The 26,080-nt window shown below is 62.6% G+C and carries 24 protein-coding genes; 18 read left to right on the top strand and 6 right to left on the bottom strand.

Going from position 1 to position 26,080, the window contains the following annotated elements; translation table 11 throughout:
* Positions 1 to 6: 6 nt before the first annotated feature.
* The gene (locus OPV09_RS22615) at positions 7 to 1,371 is read left to right on the top strand and encodes a sulfite reductase subunit alpha (protein WP_338679417.1); all 1,365 of its coding nucleotides are present in this window, start codon (positions 7 to 9) and stop codon (positions 1,369 to 1,371) included.
* A 15-nt stretch (positions 1,372 to 1,386) separates the two neighbouring features.
* Here OPV09_RS22615 and OPV09_RS22610 read toward each other — a convergent pair whose 3' ends face one another.
* The 6 genes from OPV09_RS22610 to OPV09_RS22585 all read right to left on the bottom strand — a co-directional run bounded on the left by OPV09_RS22610 (position 1,387) and on the right by OPV09_RS22585 (position 5,927).
* Positions 1,387 to 2,616 (bottom strand): DUF2325 domain-containing protein, encoded by a 1,230-nt coding sequence (locus OPV09_RS22610; RefSeq protein ID WP_338679416.1) that lies wholly within the window; start codon positions 2,614 to 2,616, stop codon positions 1,387 to 1,389.
* 38 nt (positions 2,617 to 2,654) lie between these two features.
* Complete coding sequence (locus OPV09_RS22605) at positions 2,655 to 2,981, bottom strand: hypothetical protein (protein ID WP_034750562.1); 327 nt, start codon at positions 2,979 to 2,981, stop codon at positions 2,655 to 2,657.
* Positions 2,982 to 3,066: 85 nt separating this feature from the next.
* Positions 3,067 to 3,264, bottom strand: a complete 198-nt coding sequence (gene hemP / locus OPV09_RS22600) for a hemin uptake protein HemP (RefSeq protein ID WP_034750559.1) — start codon at positions 3,262 to 3,264, stop codon at positions 3,067 to 3,069.
* 251 nt (positions 3,265 to 3,515) lie between these two features.
* Positions 3,516 to 4,322 carry a Crp/Fnr family transcriptional regulator gene (locus OPV09_RS22595; RefSeq protein WP_034750901.1) on the bottom strand — a complete coding sequence of 269 codons (807 nt, stop codon included), beginning with the start codon at positions 4,320 to 4,322 and terminating at the stop codon, positions 3,516 to 3,518.
* A 337-nt stretch (positions 4,323 to 4,659) separates the two neighbouring features.
* Positions 4,660 to 5,304, bottom strand: a complete 645-nt coding sequence (locus tag OPV09_RS22590; RefSeq protein ID WP_034750556.1) for a response regulator — start codon at positions 5,302 to 5,304, stop codon at positions 4,660 to 4,662.
* 155 nt (positions 5,305 to 5,459) lie between these two features.
* A complete protein-coding gene (locus OPV09_RS22585) occupies positions 5,460 to 5,927 on the bottom strand; it encodes a universal stress protein (RefSeq protein ID WP_034750554.1) in 468 nt (155 codons plus the stop codon).
* A 467-nt stretch (positions 5,928 to 6,394) separates the two neighbouring features.
* Here OPV09_RS22585 and OPV09_RS22580 point away from each other — a divergent pair, with 467 nt between their 5' ends.
* The 17 genes from OPV09_RS22580 (at position 6,395) to purF (ending at position 25,958) form a co-directional block, all read left to right on the top strand.
* Positions 6,395 to 7,252 (top strand): protein phosphatase CheZ, encoded by an 858-nt coding sequence (locus tag OPV09_RS22580; protein WP_034750552.1) that lies wholly within the window; start codon positions 6,395 to 6,397, stop codon positions 7,250 to 7,252.
* Entirely contained in the window at positions 7,252 to 9,150 is a 1,899-nt protein-coding gene (locus OPV09_RS22575; RefSeq protein ID WP_072452449.1) for a chemotaxis protein CheA, read from the top strand. Before OPV09_RS22580 ends, OPV09_RS22575 begins: the two co-directional genes overlap by 1 nt.
* 277 nt (positions 9,151 to 9,427) lie before the next feature.
* Positions 9,428 to 10,831, top strand: coding sequence for a 3-isopropylmalate dehydratase large subunit (gene leuC, locus OPV09_RS22570; RefSeq protein WP_072452451.1), 1,404 nt, complete (start codon positions 9,428 to 9,430; stop codon positions 10,829 to 10,831).
* Positions 10,832 to 10,899: 68 nt separating this feature from the next.
* Entirely contained in the window at positions 10,900 to 11,022 is a 123-nt protein-coding gene (locus OPV09_RS22565) for a lipoprotein (RefSeq protein WP_010400408.1), read from the top strand.
* Between the two features lie 51 nt (positions 11,023 to 11,073).
* The gene (leuD, locus tag OPV09_RS22560) at positions 11,074 to 11,721 is read left to right on the top strand and encodes a 3-isopropylmalate dehydratase small subunit (protein ID WP_058049067.1); all 648 of its coding nucleotides are present in this window, start codon (positions 11,074 to 11,076) and stop codon (positions 11,719 to 11,721) included.
* An 11-nt stretch (positions 11,722 to 11,732) separates the two neighbouring features.
* On the top strand, positions 11,733 to 12,803 hold the full coding sequence (gene leuB / locus OPV09_RS22555) for a 3-isopropylmalate dehydrogenase (protein WP_034750539.1): 1,071 nt from the start codon (positions 11,733 to 11,735) through the stop codon (positions 12,801 to 12,803).
* 45 nt (positions 12,804 to 12,848) lie between these two features.
* Positions 12,849 to 13,976, top strand: coding sequence for an aspartate-semialdehyde dehydrogenase (gene asd / locus OPV09_RS22550; protein ID WP_072452459.1), 1,128 nt, complete (start codon positions 12,849 to 12,851; stop codon positions 13,974 to 13,976).
* Between the two features lie 244 nt (positions 13,977 to 14,220).
* A complete protein-coding gene (locus OPV09_RS22545; RefSeq protein WP_338679415.1) occupies positions 14,221 to 16,680 on the top strand; it encodes a FimV/HubP family polar landmark protein in 2,460 nt (819 codons plus the stop codon).
* Positions 16,681 to 16,753: 73 nt separating this feature from the next.
* On the top strand, positions 16,754 to 17,557 hold the full coding sequence (gene truA / locus OPV09_RS22540) for a tRNA pseudouridine(38-40) synthase TruA (protein WP_034750899.1): 804 nt from the start codon (positions 16,754 to 16,756) through the stop codon (positions 17,555 to 17,557).
* 35 nt (positions 17,558 to 17,592) lie between these two features.
* A complete protein-coding gene (locus OPV09_RS22535; RefSeq protein ID WP_070303556.1) occupies positions 17,593 to 18,276 on the top strand; it encodes a phosphoribosylanthranilate isomerase in 684 nt (227 codons plus the stop codon).
* The gene (gene trpB / locus OPV09_RS22530) at positions 18,269 to 19,519 is read left to right on the top strand and encodes a tryptophan synthase subunit beta (RefSeq protein WP_034750528.1); all 1,251 of its coding nucleotides are present in this window, start codon (positions 18,269 to 18,271) and stop codon (positions 19,517 to 19,519) included. Before OPV09_RS22535 ends, trpB begins: the two co-directional genes overlap by 8 nt.
* Positions 19,520 to 19,604: 85 nt before the next feature.
* On the top strand, positions 19,605 to 20,402 hold the full coding sequence (gene trpA, locus OPV09_RS22525; RefSeq protein ID WP_070303557.1) for a tryptophan synthase subunit alpha: 798 nt from the start codon (positions 19,605 to 19,607) through the stop codon (positions 20,400 to 20,402).
* 198 nt (positions 20,403 to 20,600) lie between these two features.
* Positions 20,601 to 21,473: an acetyl-CoA carboxylase, carboxyltransferase subunit beta gene (gene accD, locus OPV09_RS22520; protein ID WP_010400390.1), complete on the top strand. Its 873-nt coding sequence runs from the start codon at positions 20,601 to 20,603 to the stop codon at positions 21,471 to 21,473.
* A gap of 101 nt (positions 21,474 to 21,574) precedes the next feature.
* Entirely contained in the window at positions 21,575 to 22,873 is a 1,299-nt protein-coding gene (gene folC, locus OPV09_RS22515) for a bifunctional tetrahydrofolate synthase/dihydrofolate synthase (RefSeq protein WP_034750518.1), read from the top strand.
* Between the two features lie 24 nt (positions 22,874 to 22,897).
* Positions 22,898 to 23,887, top strand: coding sequence for an SPOR domain-containing protein (locus OPV09_RS22510; RefSeq protein WP_338679414.1), 990 nt, complete (start codon positions 22,898 to 22,900; stop codon positions 23,885 to 23,887).
* A gap of 20 nt (positions 23,888 to 23,907) precedes the next feature.
* Positions 23,908 to 24,396 (top strand): CvpA family protein, encoded by a 489-nt coding sequence (locus OPV09_RS22505; RefSeq protein ID WP_034750511.1) that lies wholly within the window; start codon positions 23,908 to 23,910, stop codon positions 24,394 to 24,396.
* A gap of 38 nt (positions 24,397 to 24,434) precedes the next feature.
* Complete coding sequence (gene purF, locus OPV09_RS22500) at positions 24,435 to 25,958, top strand: amidophosphoribosyltransferase (protein WP_034750508.1); 1,524 nt, start codon at positions 24,435 to 24,437, stop codon at positions 25,956 to 25,958.
* Positions 25,959 to 26,080 lie beyond the last annotated feature (122 nt).

Genomic DNA, 26,080 nt, shown 5'->3' with positions numbered 1-26,080 from the left:
TAATCCATGATTTTTACGCACGATACGACGCGGCTGGCCTTGCTGGCCGCCCTGTCCCTCAGTTATGCGGGCGTGTGCCTGGCGCCCTGGCTGCGCGCGCGCGCCAAGCGCCGCACGTCCGACGCGGCCAAGGCGGCGCTGGCCAACAGCCGTCCCTGGCTGGTGGCGTATGCGAGCCAGACGGGCAATGCCGAGGAACTGGCCACGCAAACGGCGCAGAGCCTGCAGCTGGCCGGCATCCCCGTGCGCCTGTGTGCGCTGGCCGAAGTGACAGCCGCTGATCTGCAACAGGCGGAACGGGCCTTGTTCCTGGTCAGCACGTACGGCGAAGGCGACGCGCCCGACAATGCGGCCGCCTTCATGGGCCGATTGATGACGGGTGAGATTGCGCTGCCGCAATTGCACTATGCCGTGCTGGCCCTGGGCGACCGCAGCTATGGCCAGTTCTGCGGTTTCGGCCGCTCGCTCGATGCCTGGCTGGCGGCGCAGGGTGCGTCGCGTCTGTTCGAGCGCATCGAAGTCGACCGCAGCGCCAGCGCCGCCATCGAGCAATGGTTCCAACACCTGAGCCACCTGGCCGGCACCAGCGACGCGCCGGACTGGAGCGCGCCCGCGTTTGGCGACTGGCGGCTGACGCAGCGGCGCCACCTCAACCCCGGCAGCGCGGGCGGCGCCATCTATCATGTGGAACTGGCGCCCGTGGCCGGCAGCTTGCCGGAGTGGCAGTCGGGCGACCTGGTGCAGGTGACGGCGCCCGCCGATCCATCGCAGCCGCGCGAATATTCGATCGCCTCGATCCCGCGCGATGGCGGCGTGCACTTGCTGGTACGCCAGCATGCGCATCCCGATGGCAGCCTGGGCCTGGCCTCGGGCTGGCTCACGGCGCAGGCCAAGGTCGGCGACGTGGTGCAGCTGCGCTTGCGCCAGCACCGGCGTTTCCGCCTGGAAGACAATGTCCAGCGTCCATTGATTTTGATCGGCAACGGCAGCGGCATCGCCGGCTTGCGCGGACATTTGAAAAGCCGCGTGCTGGCAGGGCAGCGGCGCAACTGGCTGATCTTTGGCGAACGTAATGTGGCCCATGATTTCCATTATCGCGAAGAAATTGAAGGCTGGCACGCCAGCGGCGACCTGCCGCGTCTGGACCTGGCCTTTTCGCGCGACCAAGCGGAGCGGACCTACGTGCAGGACCGCCTGCGCGGCAATGCCGATGAAGTCAAGCTGTGGCTGGAGCAGGGCGCGGCCATCTATATTTGCGGCAGCCTGGCCGGCATGGCGGGCGGCGTCGACCAGGCGCTACAAGAGATCCTGGGCCGGCCCGCGCTCGATGCGCTGGCAGCTGAAGGGCGCTACCGGCGCGACGTGTATTAATACAGAGGGGACTGCTTACGGCTGGATATCGACCAGCGGCGCCGTGTCCATGTCGCCGCTCACTTCCTGCAAGCCGCGCGCCAGGCTGGAGATGCTGGGGTTGTCGATGAAGACGCAGCGTTTGCCCGTGCGCTTGCAATAATCCTTCACGCGCCAGTAGGCGCTGTGGCTGATGCAGCCCGTCTGGCAAATCACCAGGTCGGCCGCCGCCAGGCTCGAGTCGAGCAGGTTGGCATTGTCTTCCAGGCCCCCGTCGTGGTGGGCGAACTGCGCGCCCACCCGCTCGATCAGGGCGCGGTAGGTGGCGACATTGCCGCTGCGTCCGCCCACGCACAAGACGCTTTGGTCGACGAGGCGGATCGGCATTTTGAGCTTGCCGCCGGTCGGCACTTCCAGCTTCGGCGCCGGTGTCGGCGCGACAGCGGCCGGGCGCGGCTGGGCCTGTTTCAATTCCGTGATTTGCTGGCGCAATTCCTTTTCGCGCTCATCCATTTGCGCCAGGCGTTCGACCAGGCGCGTGCGCGATTCCAGCGCGGGGATGGCGGCCTGCAACTGCGCCAGTTCCGCGCGCAAGCCGTCGATCACGCTATCCTTGCCGATGGCCTCGGCACGCGTGCGCAGCAGCACGGCTTCCTGGCGTTCCAGCTCGCCCGTCTTTTCCATGAGCGCCGCCTGGCTGCGTTGTTGCAGCTTGGACAGTTCCTGTGTCAGGCGCGCATTTTCTTCCTGCAAGGCCGTAAATTTGCCCATGTCGGCGCGCACGCAGGCGCCGGCCTGGTGCTGGATCATGTGCAAGTCGCGGCACATCTGTTCTTCCAGCTCGGCATCGCAGCGCGGGTGCGTCAGGCCGGCCCAGAAAGCGCCCGACACGTCGCCGTTGGCGACGGCCGTGCGCCACAGTTGCGCTACCTGCTCCGTGGTCTTGGCGCCGCGAAAGCGCAGGATCACGGGAGCGTAGCGGCGTTCGAGTTCCTTTTGCAGCGCTTCGGACAGGCGGTTGCGCGCGCCGCATTCCGTCACGGCGCCCACGTGCACTTCGTAGTCGTCGGCCAGCACGCGTCCGCCCGTCATCTTGCCTACCAGCTTGCGCAGGTAGCCCAATGGCAAACCCACGCCCACCAGCGGGCAATGGCAGGTGTGCGACAGTTCCCACAGCCGGCGGCGGCGCGAAGCGAGCGCGGCCGTTTCCGTGTCGGCGTGGGCGCAATTGCTGATGACGGGCAGGGACTGGTCTTTGTCACACATGGCGATATCCTGTTGGGCGGTGGAGATGTTGAAGAGAACTATTGCGGCAGGGGCGAAGCGGGGCGCCTGGCGCTCAGCATGCGTGCCAGGCGATCCAGCAAGGTGGTCTTCGGCGGCACGGGCTGGTGCAGCGCCACCAGGGCGGCCCATTGCTGTGACAGTTGCTGGCAAGTTGCTTGCAGCACGGGACTCAGGCCGGGCGAGCCGGCCAGCGCTTGCAGATGGCGTTCGATGACACCGGCCAGTTTCTCGCAGGGACTGCCCGCATGATAGTGCGACATCAGGTGCAGCACGGCCGATAGCAGCAATTCAGGCTGTTGGCTTTGCGGGGAAGAAAACATCGGGGAAGGTCGGTCGTGCGCCATCAAACACTCCTGTGCGGTGGTTTGGCTGGCTGCGCGCACGGGGCGCGACTGGCTGGCGAGTGTGGTGACTGGCTGCCGTGCTGCTTCAGGCAGTCAGGATCAGCTTGTTCAATTGGGTGACGCGCAGGCGATAGATCTTGCCGCTGTGTTCAATCTCCACTTCGCGGCCCTGCTGCAACAGGGCTTCGCTGGTGATGCGGCGCGCCGGCTGGGCCATGCTGACGGGAGGACGGACGTGGGCAGTAGCGGCATCCTGGATCAAGGCTGGTTTTGAGCTTTGCATGTTGGGCTTTCTTTATCTCAGTTGAGAATGATTCGTATTTGCATTATTGTTGAATGTGGCCCGAAAAGCAAGGCTTATTTGTGCGGAATCCGCGCTTTTTTATGGCAGCACGACGCCTTGGCCGACGAGGTCGTTCAAAGGCGGCCGCTGGCGCGGCGTGGAGGGGCGGTGGCGGCAAAAAAGACCCGGCAAGGCGGTGCGCGCCTTGGCCGGGTCAAGCCTGTGCCAAGCTGGAAGAAAGCGGGATGGCGTTAAATCGTGGCCAGCAATTGCGCCGAGGCAGTGGCGGCCGCAGTGGTGTCGGCCTTGAGCTTGGCGGCGGCCAGCTGCTTGGCGCGCGAGCGCGAAGGTGGCAGGCGGCGCAGGGTTTTCAGGGCGTCCGGATCCTTGATGCCGATGGTGCGCTGGTCAACCGAGATCAGGCCGATTTCATTGAAGGCGGATAAGGTGCGGCTCACCGTTTCCAGGGTCAGGCCCAGGTAGCTGCCGATTTCATGGCGCGTCATGCGCAGGTTGAACAGCTTGCTCGAGTAACCCATCTGCGCGAAGCGGTCGGCCAGCGAAACGAGGAAGCGCGCCACGCGGGCTTCGGCACTCAAGGCGCCCAGCATGCCGATCATCGCCTGTTCGCGCACCAGTTCGCGGCTCATCACGCCGTACATGACGTTTTCCAGTTCCAGGTGAACACGTCCCAGCGCCGTCAGCTTCTTGAACGGCAGCAGGATCAGGTCGCAGTCGGACAGGGCCACCGCTTCCGAGGAGTAATGGCGCGAGTGGATGCCGTCGACGCCCAGCATGTCGCCCTTCATGGGAAAGCTCAGTACCTGTTCATTGCCGAATTCATCGATGAGCACGGTTTTCAGGAAGCCCGAATTGACGATGTACAGGGTGTCGAACGGCTGGCCGATGGTGTGCACGCGCTGGCCCGTCTTGAATTGCACGTGCTGGAACAGCAGTTCGTCGGCGGCGATGGTGCAGGCGCTGGAGATATGCAGCAGGTCGCACACCTCCTTCAGGTTCGACCAGAGCCGCCCCTGGCGCTGGCGCCCTGCTTCCATCGGAGAGGAGGGGGCCAGCGATGGGGAGGCGGCGCGGGTTTCGGGCGTTTGCGTGGACAGCATGTTCATCTCCTGGTGACAGGTAGTTCAGAGTTGAATAACAGGGTGCGCAGGACGGCGGGCAGGGAAGGGGCGGCGCGCGTCCAGGCAGGTAAAGCTCAATTCGCTGACGACTTGCTGTGTGATGAAATAACTTCCCAGCAACTTGATTACTGGTTTCAGTATGCCAACAACCGTATCCAATTAATATCAGCAGTGGCTGAATATGGCAGTAGGAGCTGTGGTAGGTGAGGTAGGATTGTTCCTACGGTCGACGCGCGGGCGCGCGCCGCCATGCTCAAGTCTTGAAGGGGGATAAGAGGCGGTGCGCCACGGCGTACTGGACCATTTCCGACAGCGAACTCATGCCCATCTTTTGCATGATGCGGGTCTTGTGCGTACTCACCGTCTTGACGCTCAGGTGCAGATTGTTGGCGATTTCCGTGATCGACTTGCCCGCCACCAGCAGGGAAAAGACTTCGAACTCGCGGTCCGACAACTGTTTGTGCAGCAGGCTTTCGTTCGGCATCATGATGTTGAGCACGAGCTGCTCCGCCACCTCGGCGCTGATATACGGACGTCCCGACGCCACCTTATGGATGGCGCCCACGAGCTGGGTGCCCGCGCTTTCCTTGGTCAGATAGCCTTGCGCGCCGGCGCGGATGGCGCGCACCGCATATTGTTCTTCCTCGTGCATGGTGAGGATCAGGATGGCCAGCTTCGGCGCCTCGCTGCGGATTTGCCGGATCAGGTCGACGCCGCTGCGGCCCGGCATCGACAGGTCGAGCAGCAGCAGGTCGAAGCCGCCCTGGCGTACGTGGTTGAGTACTTCAAAGCCGTCGATGGCTTCACCCACGATATCGATGTCCGGCGCGCCGTCAAGGATGCGCTTCAATCCTTCTCGCATGATGGTGTGGTCGTCGGCAATCACAATACGTATCATAGGCGGGCAATCTGGATGCGTGAAATCTGCTCTGTCCGTCACCGGACAATCAAATGTTGAGAAACGAGAAACGTTGCCATTTTAACTGACGCGGCCGAAAATTTGCCTTTTTCTTAATGTGCCGGCAACGGCGGTCTCCGTGGTCATGTGACCCCTTATTCCGACGGTGGTTCCTTGATCAGCCTATGCACGAGTACCGGCAGTTTTGAGTGCGACAGCACCTTGTTGGTCACGCTGCCCAGCAGCAATTGCCCCCAGCCGCTGCGGCCATGCGAGCCCATGAAAATCAGGTCGCAATGCTGCAATTGCGCCACTTCCACGATTTTCAGGGCGGGGCTGTCGGAAAAGGCCGTCAAGCCCGTCGCTTCCAGGCCCCGCTTGGCGGCCGCGTCGAGGATGGGCTGCCAGTGGTCGGCGCCCGCCTTGCGCATGGCGATGCGGTACTCCTCCTCGCTGGGGTAGCTTGGCGGAATGATCTCGATGTATACCGGGTACTGGTATTCGGGCGCCACGTACACGGCAAGGATGTCGGCGTGCATCTGTTCGGCAAAGGCAACGCCGGCACAGGCCGTCAAGTTGGAGACGGTGGAGCCGTCCGTGGCGATCAGAATTTTCTTATACATGGCAGATCCTTTGACGGTGACTGAGCGCACGCAACGCCTCTTATTGTAGACGCGGCGGCAGCATTGTATTCATGTAAAGACTTGATAATTATCAACACAACTGCACCTTCAGTATAGACAACATTGGCAGAAAGATCGTGTTTTAGCTGCAACGATGTCCATACTGCGCTGTTGCGCGGGCGCCCGGAAGCAGGATTTGTTGTACTGCGCGTGGTCTTGCACCCACGCCAATGGTAGTATTTCAAAATACAACAGCAGGAACACTTATTTCCTGGTGGAAAAGCTCTTGTGGACCAGCTTTGCACCAGGAAGCGCGTTTTGAGATTTACCAACAGGGCGGCGCCCTGCTACACTCGCACCATCGCAGCGGTATTGCCTCAAATCATCTTAATCGAGAAATTGTGGGTATCAGTCTGTAAAACGCACAGTTCAGGCGGAATTTTGACAAATTATGGAGAAGCAGGGATATGACCAACGCCGCTGATGATTTCGACGCATTATTCGATGAAGTATCTGCGCAAAGTGCGGCCGCGGCTCAGCCCGCACCTGCCGCCGCGCCCGCTCCCGCCGTGATTGCGGATGACGATTTCGACGCGCTGTTCGACTCCGTGTCGGCCAGCGCCGCCGTGCCGGCAGCCGCCGTGGCAGAAACGCCAGCCGCGCCGGAAGCGGCGCCCGTGGCCAGCGCCGATGCGCCTGGCGACGCGGCCGATCCCGTCGACCAGTCCGACAAGCCGATGTTCGAGCGCCTGGGCGGCATCGTGCGCCTGCTGCACGATTCGCTGCGCGAACTGGGCTACGACAAGGCGTTGACGGAAGCGTCGTCGCAGATCGTCGACGCCCAGGACCGTCTGGAATACGTCGCCACCCTGACCGAACAGGCAGCCAACAAGGTTCTGAACACGCTCGACGAAGGCATGCCGGCGCAAGATGTGCTGTCGAAGAAGGCCAAGGACATGGACAGCCGCTGGACGGCCCTGTTCGATGGCAAGCTGAGCCTGGAAGAATTCAAGGCCCTGGCCGGCGATTCGCGCCAGTTCGCGCAAGCCGTTTCCGAAGCAACGGAAGCGGAAAAAGCGCGCTTGCTGGAAATCATGATGGCGCAGGACTTCCAGGACATCACGGGCCAGCTGATCAAAAAAGTGGTCAACATCACCAAGACGGTGGAAAACGAACTGGCCCAGCTGCTGCGCGACAACGCGCCGGCCGAAGTGCGCGAGAAACTGGCGCAAAAGCCGGTGCCGCTGATGCAGGGCCCGTCCGTGCCGTCGGTGGCGCTGGACCAGGATAATGTAGACGACCTTCTTGCGGATTTGGGATTCTAATGGACGATATGCTCAAGGATTTCGTCGTTGAGGCGATGGATCTTGCGGTTAATGTTGAAGAGCACTTGTTGCGCCTCGAGCGCGATCCTGACAACAAGGAAACACTGAATGCCGTGTTTCGTTCCTTCCACACCATCAAGGGCGGCGCCGGCTTCATGGGCTTGCCCGCGCTGGTGGCGGCCTGCCATCTGACGGAAAACCTGTTCGATGCCTTGCGCACGGGCGCCGCGCCCGTGACCCCGATCGCCATCGAGGCGGCGCTGCAAGCTTCCGGTTTCGTCGCCGACCAGCTGACGGAGCTGGCCAATGGCGCCGCGCCGGAAAGCTTGCCGGCCATGCCGGAAGAGCTGGAACACATCCTGACGAACGCCATCGAAGGCAAGGGCATGGACGCGCCTGCGCCAGCCGCCGCCGTGGCGGAAGTGGCCGCGCCCGTTGCCGAGGCCGCCGAAATTGTTGTGGTCGCGCCAGCCGTTGCCGTTGCCGTTGCCACTGCCAGCGCCGATGGCCTGGACTGGGAAGCCATGTACAACGCCGTCGTGCCCGAGGGTAGCCGGGTCGCTGCCGCGCCCGTGTCCGTCGCCGCTGCGCCTGCCGCCGTGGCCGCCGCCGCACCTGCTACACCTGCCGCTGCTGCCGCCAAACCGGCCGGCAAGAATTGGGATGGCGCCGAACGCCGTGAAGAGCGTCCGGAAGTGCGCCATGCCGCGCCCGTCAAGGAAGACAGCATCCGCGTCGACGCCGTCAAGCTCGACGCGCTGCTGGAAGTGGCCGGCGAATCCGTGCAGGCCGCCAATCAGGCCGCCGTGCTGCTCGAGCGCTTGCTGCAATTCAAATTCGAAGGCCAGGCCGCCACCCTGATGGCGACCTTGGCGGAAACCCTGGAACGCGCCTCGCGCTACTCGACGGAACTGCAGCGGGCCACCCTGGCCACGCGCATGCAGCCCGTCGGCCGCCTGTTCCAGAAATTCCCTCGCCTGGTGCGCGAACTGGCGAAAGACCTGGGCAAGGATGTCGAGCTGACCATCGAAGGCGCGGAGACGGAAGTCGACCGCGTCGTCGTGGACAGCCTGTACGATCCGCTCGTGCACATGCTGCGCAACTCGCTCGACCATGGCGTCGAATCGCCGGAAGCGCGCCTGGCCGCCGGCAAGCCCGCCAAATCGTATATTTCGCTGAAAGCCTGGCAGGAAGCGAACAGCGTCATGATCGTGCTGCAGGATGACGGCAAGGGCATGGACCCGGTCTTCCTGCGCAGCAAGGCCCAGCAAAAGGGCTTGATCAGCGAAAACGCGCAACTGAGCAACGACGAATGCTTCCAGCTGGTGTTCCTGCCGGGCTTCTCGACCAAGGAAGTCGCCTCCAGCGTTTCCGGCCGCGGCGTGGGTATGGACGTGGTGAAAACGGCCGTGGAGAAAAACCGCGGCGCCATCCATATCGAATCGTCGCTGGGCAAGGGCACGAAGTTCGCCATCCGCCTGCCGATCGAATTGTCGATCGTGCCGACCATGCTCGTGTCGACCTCGGGCGCCGCGCTGGCGCTGCCGATGGCGGTGGTGCAGCGCGTCGTCGAATTGCCGGAAACCTTCATGGAAGTGGGCGGCGCGCCGGTGCTGAAAGACCAGGGCCGTCCATTGCCCGTGCGTTCGCTGGCCGGCTCGTTGGGCTACGAATCGTGCAGCGAACGCGTCGGTATTGTTGTCGCTGCGCCACAGCCGTACATTCTCGCCGTGGAAGCCGTCGATGGCACGGCCGATCTCGTGATCAAGCCGATGACGGCCATCACGGTGGAAGGCATTACCGGTACTGCCCGCTCGGCCGAAGGCGAGCTGGTGCTAGTCGTGGGCCTATCTTTCCTGATGGATGGTTGCAGGGGAAGTGTGCGCATGGCTGCCTAGAAACACCGGCACTGACACCAAGCCCGCTGCAGACCTCTGCAGCGGGCTTTTTTTTCGGCTTTTTTCGATTTTTATTCGCCCCGCCGGCATTTTGGCGGATTTTCGTATCAGCAATTTTTTCGTCATATCTGCAAAGCATGCCAAATTTTGTATCGCCTATCCCACGCTGGAGCGGCTTTTGGTTCTGCATTGCACAATATATGGCATAATCATTGCCGATCCCTTCGATCAGTACGACAGATCACTTACTACAGGCTGTGGCAACGCTGCATAAATCATGATGAAGACGCTTTACGACAAACTCTGGGAATCCCACGTTGTTCGGGCCGAAGATGATGGCACGACAATTTTGTATATCGACCGGCACCTGCTGCACGAAGTCACCAGCCCGCAAGCCTTCGACGGCCTCAGCGTGGCGGGCCGCCAGCCATGGCGCATTTCCGCCAACCTGGCCGTGGCCGACCATAACGTGCCGACCACGAGCCGCGTGGACGGCATTGCCGATCCGGTCTCGCGCCTGCAGGTGGAAACCCTGGACAAGAACGCCAAGCACTACGGCTTGACCTACTTCAACATGAACGACAAGCGCCAGGGCATCGTGCACGTGATCGGCCCTGAACAGGGCGCGACCCTGCCCGGCATGACGGTCGTCTGCGGCGACTCGCACACGTCCACGCACGGCGCCTTCGGCGCGCTGGCGCACGGCATCGGCACGTCCGAAGTGGAACACGTGCTGGCCACGCAGACCTTGCTGCAAAAGAAATCCAAATCCATGCTGGTGCAAGTCGACGGCGCGCTGCCGGCCGGCGTGACGGCCAAGGATATCGTGCTGGCCATCATCGGCAAGATCGGCACGGCCGGCGGCACGGGCTACTGTATCGAGTTCGGCGGCTCGGCCATCCGCGCCCTGTCGATGGAAGGACGCATGACGGTGTGCAACATGGCCATCGAGGCGGGCGCGCGCGCCGGCATCATCGGCGTCGACGACACCACCATCAATTACGTCAAGGGCCGTCCGTTTTCGCCGGCCGGTCCGCACTGGGAACGCGCCGTTGCCTACTGGCGCACCCTGCATTCGGACCCGGGCGCCCGCTTCGACCTCGTCGTCACCCTCAATGCGGCCGAGATCGTGCCGCAAGTGACCTGGGGCACGTCGCCCGAAATGGTGGTCGGCGTCGATGGCCGCGTGCCTGACCCTGACCAGGAAAAAGACAGCGTCAAGCGCGATGCGATGGAAAAGGCGCTCGTCTACATGAACCTCAAGCCGAACACGGCCATCGAAGACATCCGCATCGACAAGGTCTTCATCGGTTCCTGCACCAATTCGCGCATCGAGGATTTGCGCGCGGCCGCCGCCGTGGTGCGCGGCAAGTACCGCGCCTCGAACGTCACCCTGGCGCTGGTCGTGCCCGGTTCCGGACTCGTCAAGGACCTGGCCGAGCGCGAAGGACTGGACCGCATCTTCAAGGATGCCGGTTTCGAATGGCGCGAGCCGGGCTGCTCCATGTGCCTGGCCATGAATGCGGACCGTTTGGAGCCGGGCGAACGCTGCGCTTCCACGTCGAACCGCAACTTCGAAGGTAGGCAAGGGCAGGGCGGCCGTACCCACCTGGTGTCGCCCGCGATGGCGGCGGCGGCGGGCATCGCCGGCCACTTTGTCGACGTGCGGGGATTGCGATGACGGCAGGGACTGGCGCCGCTGGTTTACACTAGCGGTATCAGTCCCATCTTTCTTATCGAGAACTCATCATGAAAAAACTCTTCGCCCTCCTTATCGCCACCGTCATCCTGTCTGGCTGCAACACCGTCTCCGGCATCGGCCGCGATGTGCAGAAAGTCGGCCAGGTTGTCACTGGCGCCGGCGGAAAATAAACCGTGACGTGCGGGCGCACTGCGCCGCGCGTCTTACCGAGTAGAAACAGCATGGATAAATTTACGATTTACGAAGGCCTGGTCGCCCCGCTGGACCGCGCCAACGTCGACACCGACGCGATTATTCCGAAGCAATTCCTGAAATCGATCCACCGCAGCGGTTTCGGCCCCAACCTGTTCGACGAATGGCGCTACCTCGACCATGGCGAGCCGGGCCAGGACAACAGCCGTCGCCCGCTGAACCCCGAGTTCGTGCTCAACGAGCCACGCTACCAGGGCGCTTCGATCTTGCTGACGCGCAAGAACTTCGGCTGCGGCTCCTCGCGCGAACATGCGCCGTGGGCGCTGGATCAATATGGTTTCCGCGCCATCATCGCGCCATCGTTTGCCGACATCTTCTTCAACAACTGCTACAAGAACGGCTTGCTGCCCATCGTGCTGTCGGAAAGCCAGGTCGAGCACCTGTTCAATGAAGTCAAGGCTTTCCCCGGCTACAAGCTGGTGGTGGACCTGGAGCAGCAATGCGTGCGCACCAGCAATGGTTCCGTGTCGTATCCGTTCGAGATCGACGCTTTCCGCAAATATTGCCTGATGAATGGCCTCGACGATATCGGCCTGACCCTGCGCCACGCCGACGATATCCGCGCCTTCGAAGAACGGCATCTCCATAACCAACCGTGGCTCGCCAACGTCATCTAATCGATAAAAATATGAAAATTGCAATCTTACCCGGCGACGGCATCGGTCCTGAAATCGTCGCGCAAGCCGTCAAGGTTTTGCATGTGCTGGGCGAATCGTTCGAACTGGAAACGGCGCCCGTGGGCGGCGCCGGCTATGCGGCCCATGGCCATCCCTTGCCGGAAGCCACCCTGGCGCTGGCGAAAGCGGCCGATGCCGTGCTGTTCGGCGCCGTGGGCGACTACAAATATGACAATCTGGAGCGCCAGTTCCGCCCCGAGCAGGCGATCCTGGGCTTGCGCAAGAACCTGGGCCTGTTCGCCAACCTGCGTCCGGCCATTCTGTATCCGGAACTGGCGGGCGCCTCGACCCTGAAGCCGGAAGTGGTGTCCGGCCTGGATATTTTGATCATCCGTGAATTGACGGGCGACATCTATTTCGGCCAGCCCCGCGGCGTGCGCGAGTGCCCGGACGGTCCGTTCAAGGGCCAGCGCGAAGGCTTCGACACTATGCGCTATGCGGAAGGCGAAATCCGCCGCATCGCCCACGTGGCTTTCCAGGCTGCGCAAAAGCGCGACAAGCGCCTGACCAGCGTGGACAAGGCGAACGTGCTGGAAACCTTCCAGTTCTGGAAAGACATCGTCACCGACGTGCACAAGGAATACCCGGACGTGGCGCTCGACCACATGTACGTCGATAACGCGGCCATGCAGCTGGTGCGGGCGCCGAAGAAATTCGACGTCATGGTGACCGGCAATATGTTCGGCGACATCCTGTCGGATGCGGCCGCCATGCTGACGGGCTCGATCGGCATGCTGCCGTCGGCCTCGCTGGATGCCAACAACAAGGGCTTGTACGAGCCATCGCACGGTTCGGCGCCCGATATCGCGGGCAAGGGCATCGCCAATCCGCTGGCGACGATCTTGTCGGCCGCCATGATGCTGCGCTATTCGCTGAACCGCGAAGAGCAGGCAAACCGTATCGAGGGCGCCGTCAAGCAGGTGCTGGCGCAGGGCTTGCGCACGGCCGACATCCATGAAGCGGGCACGACTTTGGTCGGTACCGAGGCCATGGGTGATGCAGTTGTAAAAGCACTGGGATAAAATAGTCTAATGACGGCAGTCGCCGTCTCATCTTGAGGAATGGTAATGAAATTAGTTGGCTTGGTAGGTTGGCGCGGTATGGTCGGTTCGGTCCTGATGCAACGCATGCAGGAAGAGGGCGATTTCGCCCATATCGAACCGGTGTTTTTCACCACTTCGAACACGGGCGGCTCGGCGCCGGCCATGGCGAAGAATGAAACCATCCTCAAGGATGCCAACAACATCGCCGAACTGTCCAAGTGCGACATCATTATTTCCTGCCAGGGCGGCGACTACACGAGCGCCGTCTTCCCGCAGCTGCGCGCCAGCGGCTGGAATGGGTACTGGATCGATGCGGCCTCGACCTTGCGCATGGAAAAAGACGCCGTCATCGTGCTCGACCCCGTCAACCTGCACGTCATCAAGGATGCGCTGGGCAAGGGCGTCAAGAACTACATCGGCGGCAATTGCACCGTGTCGTGCATGATGATGGGCCTGGGCGGCCTGTTCCAGCACGATTTGATCGACTGGATGACGTCGATGACGTACCAGGCGGCATCGGGCGGCGGCGCGCAGCACATGCGCGAACTGCTGACGCAGTTCGGCACCATCAACGGTTCCGTCAAGGCGCTGCTGGACAACCCCGCATCCGCCATCCTGGAAATCGACCGCCAGGTGCTGGCCACCCAGCACGGCTATTCCCCGGATGAAATCAAGCAATTCGGCGCGCCGCTGGCCGGCAACCTGATCCCATGGATCGACAAGGACCTGGGCAACGGCCAGTCGAAGGAAGAGTGGAAGGCGGGCGCGGAAACGAACAAGATCCTCGGCCGCGGCCTCGATTTCGGCACCAAGGAAATTCCAGTCGACGGTCTGTGCGTGCGCATCGGCGCCATGCGCTGCCATTCGCAAGCCTTGACCATCAAGCTGAAAAAAGACGTTCCGCTCGATGAAATCAACGACATCATCGCCAGCAACAACGAATGGGTGAAATTCGTGCCGAACACGCGCGAAGCGTCCGTGCGCGACCTGTCGCCGGCCGCCGTCACGGGCAGCCTGACGATACCCGTCGGCCGCGTGCGCAAGATGAGCATGGGCGGCGAATACCTGTCCGCGTTCACCGTGGGCGACCAGTTGCTGTGGGGCGCGGCCGAGCCGCTGCGCCGCATGCTGCGCATCCTCTTGGACGCATAACGACCATAAATTGTTGATCAAGATCAAGCCGGGGCTGTTTTCCCGGCTTTTTTTTCGTCCTGAGCCCGTCAAGGCTCAACCATGCGGAGCTTGCATAGCTCTGGGCATGATGATATGTTGATACCTCTGGAAAAGTAACAGTTTTCCCATGTCAACTAAGATGCCGCCAACTATGCCTGTACACACTCGTCCCCGGGTCGCCTCCCTTGCCATTAAAACACTCAGCAGCGCTGTCGCCTGTGCGGTGTTATTGTCACCGGCGGCATCCGCAGCCGAGCTGGGCAAGATTACGGTGCTGTCCGCCGCCGGCCAGCCGCTGCGCGCCGAGGTCGAATTATCGGCCATCAAGCCAGGCGAGGCGTCGAGCTTGCTGGCCAAGCTGGCGCCGCCGGACGCCTACCGCCAGGCCAACGTGGAATTCAATCCCGCGTTGAACGCGCTGACGTTTGCCGTGGAAAACCGCAATGGCAAGCCTTTCATCCGCATCAGCTCGGCGCAGCCGGTGGCCGAGCCCATGGTGGACTTGCTGCTGGAACTGAGCAGCAAGAGCGGACGCCAGGTGCGCGAATATGCGTTCGTGCTTGACACGCCGGAAGCGCGCCAGACGCGCGGCGCGCAAGTGACGGCACCGGCCGAACCGGGCAAAGGCAAGGCGGCCGCTGAAGCTGCCCCAGCCGCGGCGAAAAAACCGGCCGGCGAATACAAGGTCAGGATGGGCGACACCCTGAGCCGCATCGCCAGCGAACTGAAGCCATCGGGCGTGTCGCTCGACATGATGCTCGTGGCCCTGTACCGCGCCAATCCCGACGCCTTCAAGGGCGAAAACATGAACCGCATGCAGGCCGGGCGCATCCTGGCAGTGCCGGGCGCGGACACCGTGCGCGCCACCGGCGCTGCCGAAGCGAAGGGCATCGTGACGGCGCACGCCATCGATTTCGAAGCCTACCGCAACAAGCTGGCAGGCCAGGTGTCGCAAAGCAAGCCGGCCAAGGCGGCGGAAGCGACGCAAAGCACGGCCGGCAAGATCGGCGCGACCAAGGTACAGGAAAAGCCGACGGCCGTGAGCGAGTCGCAAGACAAGCTGAAACTGTCGAAGGCGGAACCGGCGGCCAAGTCGGCCGGCAAGAGCGCGGTGGCCAGCGAGGAAGACAAGATCGCCAAGGCCAAGCAGGTCGATGAAGCGGCTGCCCGCGTCAAAGAGCTGGAAAAGAACGTCAGCGACCTGGAAAAGTTGATGGCGGTCAAGAGCAAAGCCATGGCCGACAAGAGCGCCCCGGCGCCCGCCAAACCGGCCGAGGTCGCCGTCAGCGCACCGGTTGTTGCCAGCGTGCCAGCCGAAGCCCAGCCTCCCGTGCCCAAAGCGAAGCCGGTGCCGCTGGTGAAAAAACCGTCGCCGCTGGAACCGACCATCACCGACAAGATCAATGACCACCTGGGCGCCATCGGCATCGGCCTGGCTGCATTGCTGGCGGCCGTGGCCGCGCTGGTGGTCGCGCGTCGCCGCAAGGATGCGCCGCCGCCGCCCGAAGATATCGCGCCCGTGGTCGAACCGGAAGCGCCCGTGGCGTCGCCGTCCGGCCTGGCGCCGGAAGACCAGCAGTCCGAAGCGAGCAACCACCTGTTCGGTACGGGCGCCGCCGCTGCCGGCGTGGCTACCGCGGTGGGCGCCAGCATGCTCGACGCGAATGAAACGGACCCGGTCGCGGAAGCGGACGTGTATATCGCTTACGGCCGCGATGGCCAGGCGGAAGATATCCTCAAGGAAGCCTTGCGCATCCACCCGGAACGCCATGCCGCCCGCCTGAAGCTGCTGGAAATCTATTCGGCACGCAACGACGTGCGCGCGTTTGAAGACCAGGCCAGCGAGCTGTACAGCCTGACCCGGGGGCAGGGCGAAGAGTGGCCGCAGGCGGCCGCGCTGGGCCTGGCGCTCGATCCCACCAATCCCCTGTATGGCGATACGGAAGATGACGCCGTCGTCAGCCTGAGCAAGGCTGCCGGCGACGACGTGCATGGCCAGAGCATGGATTTGCCCGACGAGCCGCCAGCACCGCAGGCCAATCTGGCGCCGGCCGAGCCGGTGTCTTCCGTGGCGGCCCGCGATGCGCGCGATCCCCTCGATTTCGACCTCGACAGCCTCGATTTCGAACCCGTCTCCACCAGCGACCCGATCGTCATGCCGGGACCGGACAGCAAGCCGGTCTCCGCCGCGCAGGATGCGCAGTATGACGCCAGCATGGATTTCGGCCTGGACCTGGAACCGCCAGCCGGTCCCGTCAATGGCGTGGGCGCCGGCTTGACGCCGTTGCCTGATCCGTTGAAGGATGTCGACCTGGCCCATTTCGACCTCGACGAGCCCGTGGCGCCGGCTGCCGCGCCGGTCGCGGCGGCCGAGCCTTCCATCGACAGCCTGTTCGACGACGCGCAAACGCCTGCGACCTTGCCGGAAGCCATACCGCCGGCACAGGAGTTCGACCTGTCCGGCATCGACCTGGACCTCAACGACGGCAAGACGGCCAGCGTGGGCGTGGACGACCCGCTGTCGGCCATCCACATGGAAATGGATACCAAGCTGGACCTGGCGATCGCCTATCAGGAAATCGGCGACAAGGAAGGCGCGCGCGAGCTGATCGATGAGGTCATCAAGGGTGGTAGCGAAGAGCAGGTTGCGAAAGCCAATACCATGCGTGCGCTGTTGAGCTAGCAGTGCCCGTCGGTGCGGCAGGCTGCCGCGCCGGTATAATGTTTCGATGCAAAATATTACGACAGCAACGCCATTGAAGCGTATCGTCCTCGGCCTGCAGTATGACGGCACGGCCTGGCACGGATACCAGAAGCAAGAAGACGGGCAAACGGTGCAGGACCAGCTGGAAAACGCGCTGGAGCAGTTTGCCCGCGTGCGCCTGGCCACCACGTGCGCCGGCCGCACGGATACGGGCGTGCATGCGCTCGAGCAAGTCGTGCACTTCGATACGGAATTGAACCGCGACGTGCACTCGTGGGTGCGCGGCGTCAACGCCTTCCTGCCGAAATCCATCGCCGTGCGCTGGGCCAGGGAACTCGAAGGCGATCCGACGGTCAACGATTTCTTCCACGCCCGCTTCAGCGCCCGTGCGCGCACCTATCATTATGTGTTGTACAACAACGCCACCCGTTCGCCGCTGGTGGAAGGGCGCGCCGGCTTCTTTTTCCGTCCGCTGGACGTGGAACTGATGCGCCAGGCCGTGCAGCCGCTCTTGGGCTGGCACGATTTCACGGCCTTCCGCGCCGCGCAATGCCAGGCCAAGTCGCCCGTTAAGCTCATGCATGACATCCGCATCGAGCGGCGCGGCGATTGCGTCATTTTCACGATTACGGCCAATGCCTTCCTGCACCACATGGTGCGCAATCTGGTCGGTTCGCTCGTCTACATCGGCACGGGGCGCGAAAAGCCGGAATGGCTCGGGCATTTGCTGGAAAGCAAGGATCGTCACGCGGCCGCACCCACCTTCATGCCGGACGGCCTGTACCTGGCGCAGATCGATTACGATCCGAAATGGGCATTGCCGCAAGACAGCAGCAGCGCCTTGCCCTGGTTCTGACGTTTTACTTCAAGCAATAACTTCAAGGAAAAGCCATGCCACGCACACGCATCAAGATCTGCGGCCTGACCAGAGTCGAAGACATCCACGCTGTCGTGGCGGCGGGCGCCGACGCCATCGGCTTCGTGTTTTATCCGCAGAGTCCCCGCTATGTGACGCCCGAACAGGCAGCTGCCCTGATCGCGACCATGCCGCCCTACGTGACGGCGGTGGGCCTGTTCGTCAATGCCAGCGTGGACGAGGTGCGGGCGACCAGGGCCGTTGCGCCCTTATCGATGCTGCAATTCCATGGCGACGAGACGCCCGAACACAGCGCCGCGCTGGCCGCGGCCGTGAATACGCCGTTTACGCAAGTGTTCCGCGTCAAACCCGACACCAGCTTTGAAGATTTGCTAGAATACGAACAGCGCTATCGCGCCGCCAGTCCCTTGTTTGCCAGCCTCTTGCTGGACACCTATGTGGATGCCTATGGCGGTGCAGGAAAGGTATTTGATTGGTCCCTCATTCCAAAAGAACTCGCGCCTCGGGTCGTTTTAAGTGGTGGCTTGAGCGTACAAAACGCGACTGACGCAGTGGTGCGCGTGCGCCCTTACGCCGTCGACATCAGCAGTGGTGTCGAAGCGTCCAAGGGCATCAAGGACGCATCCCGAGTCCGCGCGTTTATCGCCGCGGTGCAGGATGCCGATGCCATCATTGCCAGAGGAAACAACCATGAATGACCACACCACAGCGCCCGGCGCAGCCGCCGCATTGTTCCACGCCACCGATTACCCGTTTCCCGACCTGCGCGGCCACTTCGGCCCCTACGGCGGCTCCTTTGTTGCCGAAACGCTCACGCATGCGCTGGCCGAGCTGAAAGACGCCTACGCGCGCTACAGCGCCGACCCGGAATTCCTCGAAGAATTCCGCTACGAGCTCAAGCACTTCGTCGGCCGTCCGTCGCCGATCTACCACGCCAAGCGCTGGTCCGAGCTGGCCGGCGGCGCGCAGATCTATTTCAAGCGCGAAGACTTGAACCACACGGGTGCGCACAAGATCAACAACGTGATCGGCCAGGCCCTGCTGGCCAAGCGCATGGGCAAGCCGCGCATCATCGCCGAGACGGGCGCCGGACAGCATGGCGTGGCCACGGCCACCATCTGCGCCCGCTTCGGCCTCGAATGCGTGGTCTACATGGGCAGCGAAGACGTCAAGCGCCAGGCGCAGAACGTGTACCGGATGAAACTGCTGGGCGCGACCGTCGTGCCCGTCGAATCGGGCTCCAAGACCCTCAAGGATGCGCTGAACGAAGCCATGCGCGACTGGGTCACCAACATTGAAAACACCTTTTACATCATCGGCACCGTGGCCGGTCCCCATCCGTATCCGATGATGGTGCGCGACTTCCAGTCCGTGATCGGCGAGGAATGCTTGGTGCAGATGCCGGAAATGACGGGCCGCCAGCCTGACTACGTGCTGGCCTGCATCGGCGGCGGCTCGAACGCCATGGGCATCTTTTACCCGTACATCGACCAGAAAGATGTAAAACTGATCGGCGTGGAAGCGGCCGGCGAAGGCCTCGATACGGGCAAGCACTCGGCCTCGCTGACGGCAGGCTTCCCGGGTGTTCTGCATGGCAACCGCACCTATCTGCTACAGGATGAAAACGGCCAGATCATCGAGACGCATTCCGTCTCGGCCGGCCTCGACTATCCGGGCGTGGGACCGGAACATGCGTGGCTGAAAGACTCGGGCCGCGCGCAATACGTGTCGATCACCGATGACGAAGCGCTGCAGGCTTTCCACGACTGCTGTCATATTGAAGGCATCATCCCGGCCCTGGAATCGTCGCACGCGCTGGCCTACGCGGCCAAGCTGGCGGCCACCTTGCCGAAAGACCAGATCGTGCTGGCCAACCTGTCGGGCCGTGGCGACAAGGACATGCATACCGTGGCGGAACGCATGGGATTGAATTTCAGTTAAATAACTGACAACCCCAGTATTGCGTAGGTCGGATTAGCGCGCAAGCGCGTAATCCGACACTCTCCACCGATAAAGAAAGCATCCCATGTCCCGTATCGCCACCACCTTCGCCACTTTAAAATCGAACAACAAGACCGGCCTGGTCACCTTCATCACCGCCGGCGACCCCGGCCCCGACGCCACCGTGCCGCTGATGCACGCGCTCGTCGAGGGCGGCGCCGATGTGCTGGAACTGGGCGTGCCGTTTTCCGACCCCATGGCCGAAGGCCCCGTCATCCAGCGCGCCTGCGAACGGGCCCTGAAATTCAATGTCGGCATCCACGACGTGTTCGGCTATGTGCGCCAGTTCCGCGAGACGAACCAGACGACGCCCGTGGTGCTGATGGGCTATGCGAACCCCATCGAGCGCATCGGCAGCGCCGCGTTCATTGCAGCGGCACAAGCGGCCGGCGCCGACGGCGCCATCGTCGTCGATTATCCGCCGGAAGAGTGCGAGGAATTTGCCGGCGCCATGCGCGAAGCTGGCCTCGACCTGATTTTCCTGCTGGCACCGACTTCGACGGAAGAGCGCATCGCGCAAGTGGCCAAGGTCGGCGGCGGCTTCAGCTATTATGTGTCGCTCAAGGGCGTCACGGGCGCCGGCAACATTGATACGGAACAGGTGGCCGAGCGCCTCGCCGCCATCCGCCAGCATGTAAAATTACCTATCGGCGTGGGCTTCGGCATCCGCGATGGCGCCACGGCCAAGGCCGTTGCCAAGGTGGCCGATGCCGTAGTGATCGGCAGCCGCATCATCCAGGAAATTGAAAATGCCCCGGAGGGCGGCGCCGTCGACGCCGTGCGCAGCTTCACGGCAGGCATCCGCGCCGCACTGGACGCCTGAGCAAGCTTGCTGTTTACGCAAGATGCGTTGGCGGCAAAGTTCGACAGCCCGGCGATAAACGGCTACACTTCGGCCACTGATTTGCCTGTAATTGTGCAATAGATAAAATTTCTGGTGGCGCCCTATGGGGGTGTCGCCGTTTACCGTCTGCCGGGGGCGTCCACCGACGCTACCCCTACAAGGGCCCAAGGAGAAAATATGAGTTGGTTGGAAAAACTGCTGCCACCGCGCATCCAGCGTTCTGATGCTGCCGCGCGCAAGACCATGCCGGAAGGCCTGTGGGTCAAGTGCCCGTCGTGCGAAGCCGTGCTGTACCGTACGGACCTGGAATCGAATCTGCACGTGTGCCCGAAATGCGACCATCACATGCGCATCCGCGCGCGTGAACGCCTCGACAGCCTGCTCGACGCGGGCGGCCGCTATGAAATCGGCCAGGAAATCCTGCCCGTCGATACCTTGAAATTCAAGGACAGCAAGAAATACCCGGACCGCCTGAAGTCCGCCATGGAAGCGACGGGCGAGACGGATGCGATGGTCGTCATGGGCGGCGCCATCATGAGCCTGCCGGTGGTCGTGGCGTGCTTCGAATTCGAATTCATGGGCGGCTCCATGGGCTCCGTCGTGGGCGAGCGCTTCGTGCGCGGTGCGCAAATCGCGCTGGAACAGAAAGTGCCGTTCATTTGCATCACCGCCACCGGTGGCGCGCGCATGCAGGAAGGCTTGCTGTCCCTGATGCAGATGGCAAAAACCACGGCCATGCTGACCAAGCTGTCCGAAAAGAAATTGCCATTCATCAGCGTGCTGACCGACCCGACCATGGGCGGCGTGTCCGCCTCGTTCGCCTTCATGGGCGACGTCGTGATCGCCGAACCGAAAGCGCTGATCGGCTTTGCCGGCCCGCGCGTGATTGAAAACACCGTGCGAGAAAAACTGCCGGAAGGCTTCCAGCGCGCCGAGTTCCTCGTCACCAAGGGCGCCGTCGACATGATCGTCGACCGCCGCAAGATGCGCGAAGAAATCGCCCGTCTGCTGGCCTTGTTGCAAAACCAGGCTGTGGAAGTCCTGGCGTAACGCCAAAGTATCAGGCCGGGCGGTGTCCTGCGGACCCGCCCGGTTGCCACGCAACACCGTCTCCGCGCCTCGCGCACTGTCTCCTCATCAAGAAGTCTCCCATGCAAAACCTCCCCACCACCTTGCCGGACTGGCTCGCCATGCTGGAAACCCGCCATTCGGAAACCCAGATCAACATGGGCCTGGACCGCGTGCAAGCCGTCAAGGCGCGCATGCAGCTGGCTTTTACTTGCCCCGTGATCATGGTGGCGGGCACGAATGGCAAGGGTTCCACCTGTGCCATGCTGGAATCGGTACTGTTGCGTGCCGGCTACAAAGTGGGGCTGTACATCAAGCCGCATTTTCTCGATTTTAACGAACGCGCCCGCGTGCTGGGCGAGATGGCCAGCGATGAGCAGATTGTCGCCAGCTTCAATGCCGTTGAAGCCGTGCGCGGCGACACGCCGCTCACGTATTTCGAATTCACCACCCTGGCGATTTTGCACCTGCTGTCGCAGGCGAAGCTGGACGTGGCCATCCTGGAAGTGGGCCTGGGCGGGCGCCTCGACGCCGTCAACGTGATCGACGCGGATGTCGCCATCGTCACCAGCGTCGATATCGACCACACGGATTACCTGGGCGACACGCGCGAAGCGATCGGCTTTGAAAAGGCCGGCATCTTCCGTCCTGGCAAGGCGGCCATCTGCAGCGACCCCGTGCCGCCGCAATCGTTGATCGACCATGCCGAAGCCATCGGCGCCGACCTGTGGCTGATGGGCCGCGATTTCAATTATTCGGGCGACAAGCAGCAGTGGAACTACGGCGGACGCGAGCAGCGCCGCAATTCGCTCGCGTATCCAAGCTTGCGCGGCGCCAACCAGATCCTCAATGCGACGGCCGTGCTGGCCGCGCTGGAAGTGCTGAAGCTGAAACTGCCAGTGGGCGCGCAGGAAGTGCGCACGGGCCTCGTGACGGTGGAACTGCCGGGCCGCTTCCAGGTCTTGCCTGGCCGCCCCAGCGTGATCCTCGACGTGGCGCACAATCCCCACGCGGCGTCGGCGCTGAACCAGAACCTCGGCAATATGGGTTTCCACCCGTACACCTATGCCGTGTTTGGCTCCATGCAGGACAAGGATATCGATGGCGTATTGGCCGCGATGAGCGAACACGTCGACCACTGGTGCCTGACGGGATTGCCTTCGCCGCGCGCGGCCACGGCTTCGGAGCTGGCCGCCAAGGTGCAGATCATGCTCGAAGATAAGCCCGACAGCAGCGAACATACTGTGTCTATTTTCGATGATCCGGCACAAGCTTTTGCAAATGCAATGAGCCGGGCCGGTGAGAATGATAGAATTGTGGTCTTTGGTTCTTTCCTCACCGTTGCCGGCGTGATGAAGGCCCGAAAATCCTCACTTCACTGAAACGCACTCGACTGAAAATCACGCATGGGCTTGTTCTCGAAACTGTTTAAAAACAAGCAAGAATCCTCTGGCGAAGACAGCGGCTTTTATGTCCCTGGCGAAGCACAGTCGCCGACCCGCAAGCGCGCAGCCAACACCGCCGGTGGCGGCGGATCGCGCCGTGGCGGCAAGGAAGCGCCGGACCCGGTCTTGCCTGAAAAAAAGCGCGCACGCCGCCGCCTGGTCGGGGCCATTGCCCTGGCCCTGGGCGTGGCTGTCGGCTTGCCGATGCTGCTCGACTCCGAGCCGAAGGCGCCGTTCAACGATATCGCCATCGACATTCCGTCGAAGGAAAAGGCCGTCGCGCCTGCACCGGCGCCCGTGCCGGCTGTCCCGGCCCAGGCCGCATCGAATGGCCTGGACCAGTCCGAGGAAATCGTCGACGCGCCGTTGCCGCCTGCGGCCAAGCCGACTCCTGCACCGACACCGGCGCCCGTGCTGGCGGCCGCCCAGCCTGCACCGGTCAAGCCGACCTATGTGGAACCGAAACCCGAGCCCAAGCCTGAACCGAAGCCGGTCAAGGTGGAGCCGAAACCTGAACCGAAACACGAAACCAAGCCCGAGCCGAAACACGAGTCCAAGCCCGAACCCAAGCCTGAGCCCAAGCATGAAGTAAAGCCGGAAACCAAGCCCGAGCCGAAGCCTGCCAAGCCGGCGCAATCGGCTGACGATGCCGCGCGCGCGCTGGCGATTCTGGAAGGCAAGCCGCAAGAGAAAGCACAGGAAAAGGCGCATGACGCGGGCAGCGGCAAGTTCGTGGTGCAGGTAGCGGCCCTGGCGACGCAGGACAAGGTCGACGAATTGCAGGACAAGCTGCGCGATGCGGGCATCAAGTCGTACACGCAGAAAGTCTCGAGCCCGGCGGGCGAGCGCATCCGCGTGCGCGTGGGGCCATTCGGCAGCCGCGAAGACGCTGAAAAGACCCGCGCCAAGCTGCAAAAGCTGGGCCTGGGCGGCAGCCTGGTACCGGCGTGATGTTGCAAGGCTGAACGCGCGTGACGATCTTCGATTACCTGGTGCTGTTCGTGCTGGTGACGTCCGTGCTGATCAGCATGATGCGTGGCCTGGTCAAGGAAATACTGTCATTGGTCAGCTGGATCGTGGCGTTCGTCATTGCCAATGCGTATGGCGCCACCCTGGCGAAATTCCTGCCGGAAGCCGTGCCTGGCGAAGCCATCCGTTTGTTGCTGGCTTTCGTCGTGCTGTTCATCGGCGTGCGCATTTTGATGGGATTGCTGTCCATGACGGTCGACGCGCTCGTCAAGGTGACGGGCCTGAGCCTGGCTGACCGCACCCTGGGCACCCTGTTCGGCGTGGCGCGGGGTCTTGTGATCGTGCTGACCGCCGTCATCTTGTGTGGCATGACGTCCATACCGCAGCAGCCATTCTGGAAAAACGCGCAGTTCAGCCCGCTCGCGGAGCAGGGCGCGCGCGCCATCAAGCCTTATCTGCCTGCCGCTTACGCGCAGCATGTGAAATTTTGAATTTTTTTAAAATCAGTAGCACAGTTTAGGAGCACACCATGTGTGGCATCGTCGGCGTCGTTTCCCATCAACCTGTCAATCAATTGCTCTATGATGCATTGTTGCTCCTGCAACATCGCGGTCAGGACGCGGCAGGGATTGCGACCAATCACAGCAGTATGTTTTCCATGCACAAAGCCAACGGCCTCGTGCGTGACGTCTTCCGTACGCGCAACATGCGTTCGCTGCAAGGCACAACGGGCATCGGCCATTGCCGCTACCCGACGGCCGGTTCGTCGAGCGAAGAGGAAGCACAACCGTTCTATGTGAATGCGCCGTTCGGCATCACCCTGGCGCACAATGGCAACCTGACCAACTGGGAACAGTTGAAGCTGGAAATGTTCAAGAACGACCGCCGCCACATCAATACCGATTCCGATTCGGAAGTGCTGCTCAACGTGCTGGCGCATGAAATCCAGGAAGCGACGACGGGCCTGAACCTGGACCCGGAAGCCATCTTCAAGGCCGTTACCGTGCTGAACCGCCGCGTCAAGGGCGGTTACGCCGCCGTTGCGCAAATCGCCGGCGTGGGCTTGCTGGCCTTCCGCGACCCGCACGGCATCCGTCCGCTGTGCCTGGGCATCAATGAAACGGAGCAGGGGCCCGAATACCTGATCGCTTCCGAATCCGTAGCCCTGGAAGGCATGGGCTTCCGCTTCGTGCGCGACATCGGTCCCGGCGAAGCCGTCTTCATCGATGCCGACAAGAAATTGCACAGCGCCCAGTGCGCCGATAATGCCAGCCTGAACCCGTGCGTGTTCGAATTCGTCTATCTGGCCCGTCCCGACTCCGTCATCGACGGCGCTTCCGTGTACGCCACGCGCCTGAAAATGGGCGAATACCTGGCCGAGAAGATCCGCGCCGAATTGCCAGGCGTGCATATCGACGTGGTCATGCCGATTCCCGATTCCTCGCGTCCGGCCGCCATCCAGCTGGCCATGGCGTTGAACATCGAGTACCGCGAAGGCTTCATCAAGAACCGCTACATCGGCCGTACCTTCATCATGCCGGGCCAGGCGGCACGCAAGAAATCCGTGCGCCAGAAGCTCAACGCGATCCCGTCCGAATTCAAGGATAAAGTGGTGCTGCTGGTCGACGATTCCATCGTGCGCGGCACCACCAGCCGTGAAATCGTGCAGATGGCGCGTGAAGCGGGCGCGACGAAGGTCATCTTCGCCTCGGCCGCGCCACCGGTGATCTACCCGAACGTGTACGGCATCGACATGCCGACGCGCGACGAGCTGATCGCCTACGGCCGCACGACGGAAGAAGTGTGCCGCGAAATCACGGCCGACTACCTCGTGTACCAGGATATCGGCGCGCTGAAGCAGGCGATCGCCGACGTCAACCCGGCCTTGACGAACTTCGAGGCATCGTGCTTCGATGGCGTGTACGTGACGGGCGACGTGTCGCAGGAATACCTGGACCGCCTGGAATATGCGCGCCACCATCCGAAGGCGGCAGCGCCCGAAGATACGCCGCGTTCCCAGCTGAACCTGAACCTCGCTACTACCGAGGCTTGATACTGGGCCCGGCTATTGCCGGGCTTTTTTTGGGGTCAGACCCGTCGGGGGCATGCGCGCCAGTGGTGCGCATTCCGATCCCGGAGGGACTGACCCCAGCACTTGCCTTGGGTTAAGCGGCA

The sequence above is a fragment of the Janthinobacterium sp. TB1-E2 genome (assembly GCF_036885605.1).
Lineage (GTDB): Bacteria > Pseudomonadota > Gammaproteobacteria > Burkholderiales > Burkholderiaceae_D > Janthinobacterium > Janthinobacterium aestuarii.
This window is presented reverse-complemented; position numbering and strand designations above follow the sequence as displayed.

Coding starts and splice junctions, on each gene's coding strand:
- OPV09_RS22615 (WP_338679417.1), top strand. CDS start 7: ATGATTTTTACGCACGATACGACGCGGCTGGCCTTGCTGGCCGCCCTG.
- OPV09_RS22535 (WP_070303556.1), top strand. CDS start 17,593: ATGCCACGCACACGCATCAAGATCTGCGGCCTGACCAGAGTCGAAGAC.
- OPV09_RS22590 (WP_034750556.1), bottom strand. CDS start 5,304: ATGATACGTATTGTGATTGCCGACGACCACACCATCATGCGAGAAGGA.
- OPV09_RS22575 (WP_072452449.1), top strand. CDS start 7,252: ATGGACGATATGCTCAAGGATTTCGTCGTTGAGGCGATGGATCTTGCG.
- OPV09_RS22565 (WP_010400408.1), top strand. CDS start 10,900: ATGAAAAAACTCTTCGCCCTCCTTATCGCCACCGTCATCCTGTCTGGC.
- purF (WP_034750508.1), top strand. CDS start 24,435: ATGTGTGGCATCGTCGGCGTCGTTTCCCATCAACCTGTCAATCAATTG.
- folC (WP_034750518.1), top strand. CDS start 21,575: ATGCAAAACCTCCCCACCACCTTGCCGGACTGGCTCGCCATGCTGGAA.
- accD (WP_010400390.1), top strand. CDS start 20,601: ATGAGTTGGTTGGAAAAACTGCTGCCACCGCGCATCCAGCGTTCTGAT.
- leuC (WP_072452451.1), top strand. CDS start 9,428: ATGATGAAGACGCTTTACGACAAACTCTGGGAATCCCACGTTGTTCGG.
- OPV09_RS22610 (WP_338679416.1), bottom strand. CDS start 2,616: ATGTGTGACAAAGACCAGTCCCTGCCCGTCATCAGCAATTGCGCCCAC.
- OPV09_RS22605 (WP_034750562.1), bottom strand. CDS start 2,981: ATGGCGCACGACCGACCTTCCCCGATGTTTTCTTCCCCGCAAAGCCAA.
- leuB (WP_034750539.1), top strand. CDS start 11,733: ATGAAAATTGCAATCTTACCCGGCGACGGCATCGGTCCTGAAATCGTC.
- trpB (WP_034750528.1), top strand. CDS start 18,269: ATGAATGACCACACCACAGCGCCCGGCGCAGCCGCCGCATTGTTCCAC.
- leuD (WP_058049067.1), top strand. CDS start 11,074: ATGGATAAATTTACGATTTACGAAGGCCTGGTCGCCCCGCTGGACCGC.
- asd (WP_072452459.1), top strand. CDS start 12,849: ATGAAATTAGTTGGCTTGGTAGGTTGGCGCGGTATGGTCGGTTCGGTC.
- OPV09_RS22510 (WP_338679414.1), top strand. CDS start 22,898: ATGGGCTTGTTCTCGAAACTGTTTAAAAACAAGCAAGAATCCTCTGGC.
- OPV09_RS22595 (WP_034750901.1), bottom strand. CDS start 4,322: ATGGAAGCAGGGCGCCAGCGCCAGGGGCGGCTCTGGTCGAACCTGAAG.
- hemP (WP_034750559.1), bottom strand. CDS start 3,264: ATGCAAAGCTCAAAACCAGCCTTGATCCAGGATGCCGCTACTGCCCAC.
- OPV09_RS22580 (WP_034750552.1), top strand. CDS start 6,395: ATGACCAACGCCGCTGATGATTTCGACGCATTATTCGATGAAGTATCT.
- trpA (WP_070303557.1), top strand. CDS start 19,605: ATGTCCCGTATCGCCACCACCTTCGCCACTTTAAAATCGAACAACAAG.
- OPV09_RS22585 (WP_034750554.1), bottom strand. CDS start 5,927: ATGTATAAGAAAATTCTGATCGCCACGGACGGCTCCACCGTCTCCAAC.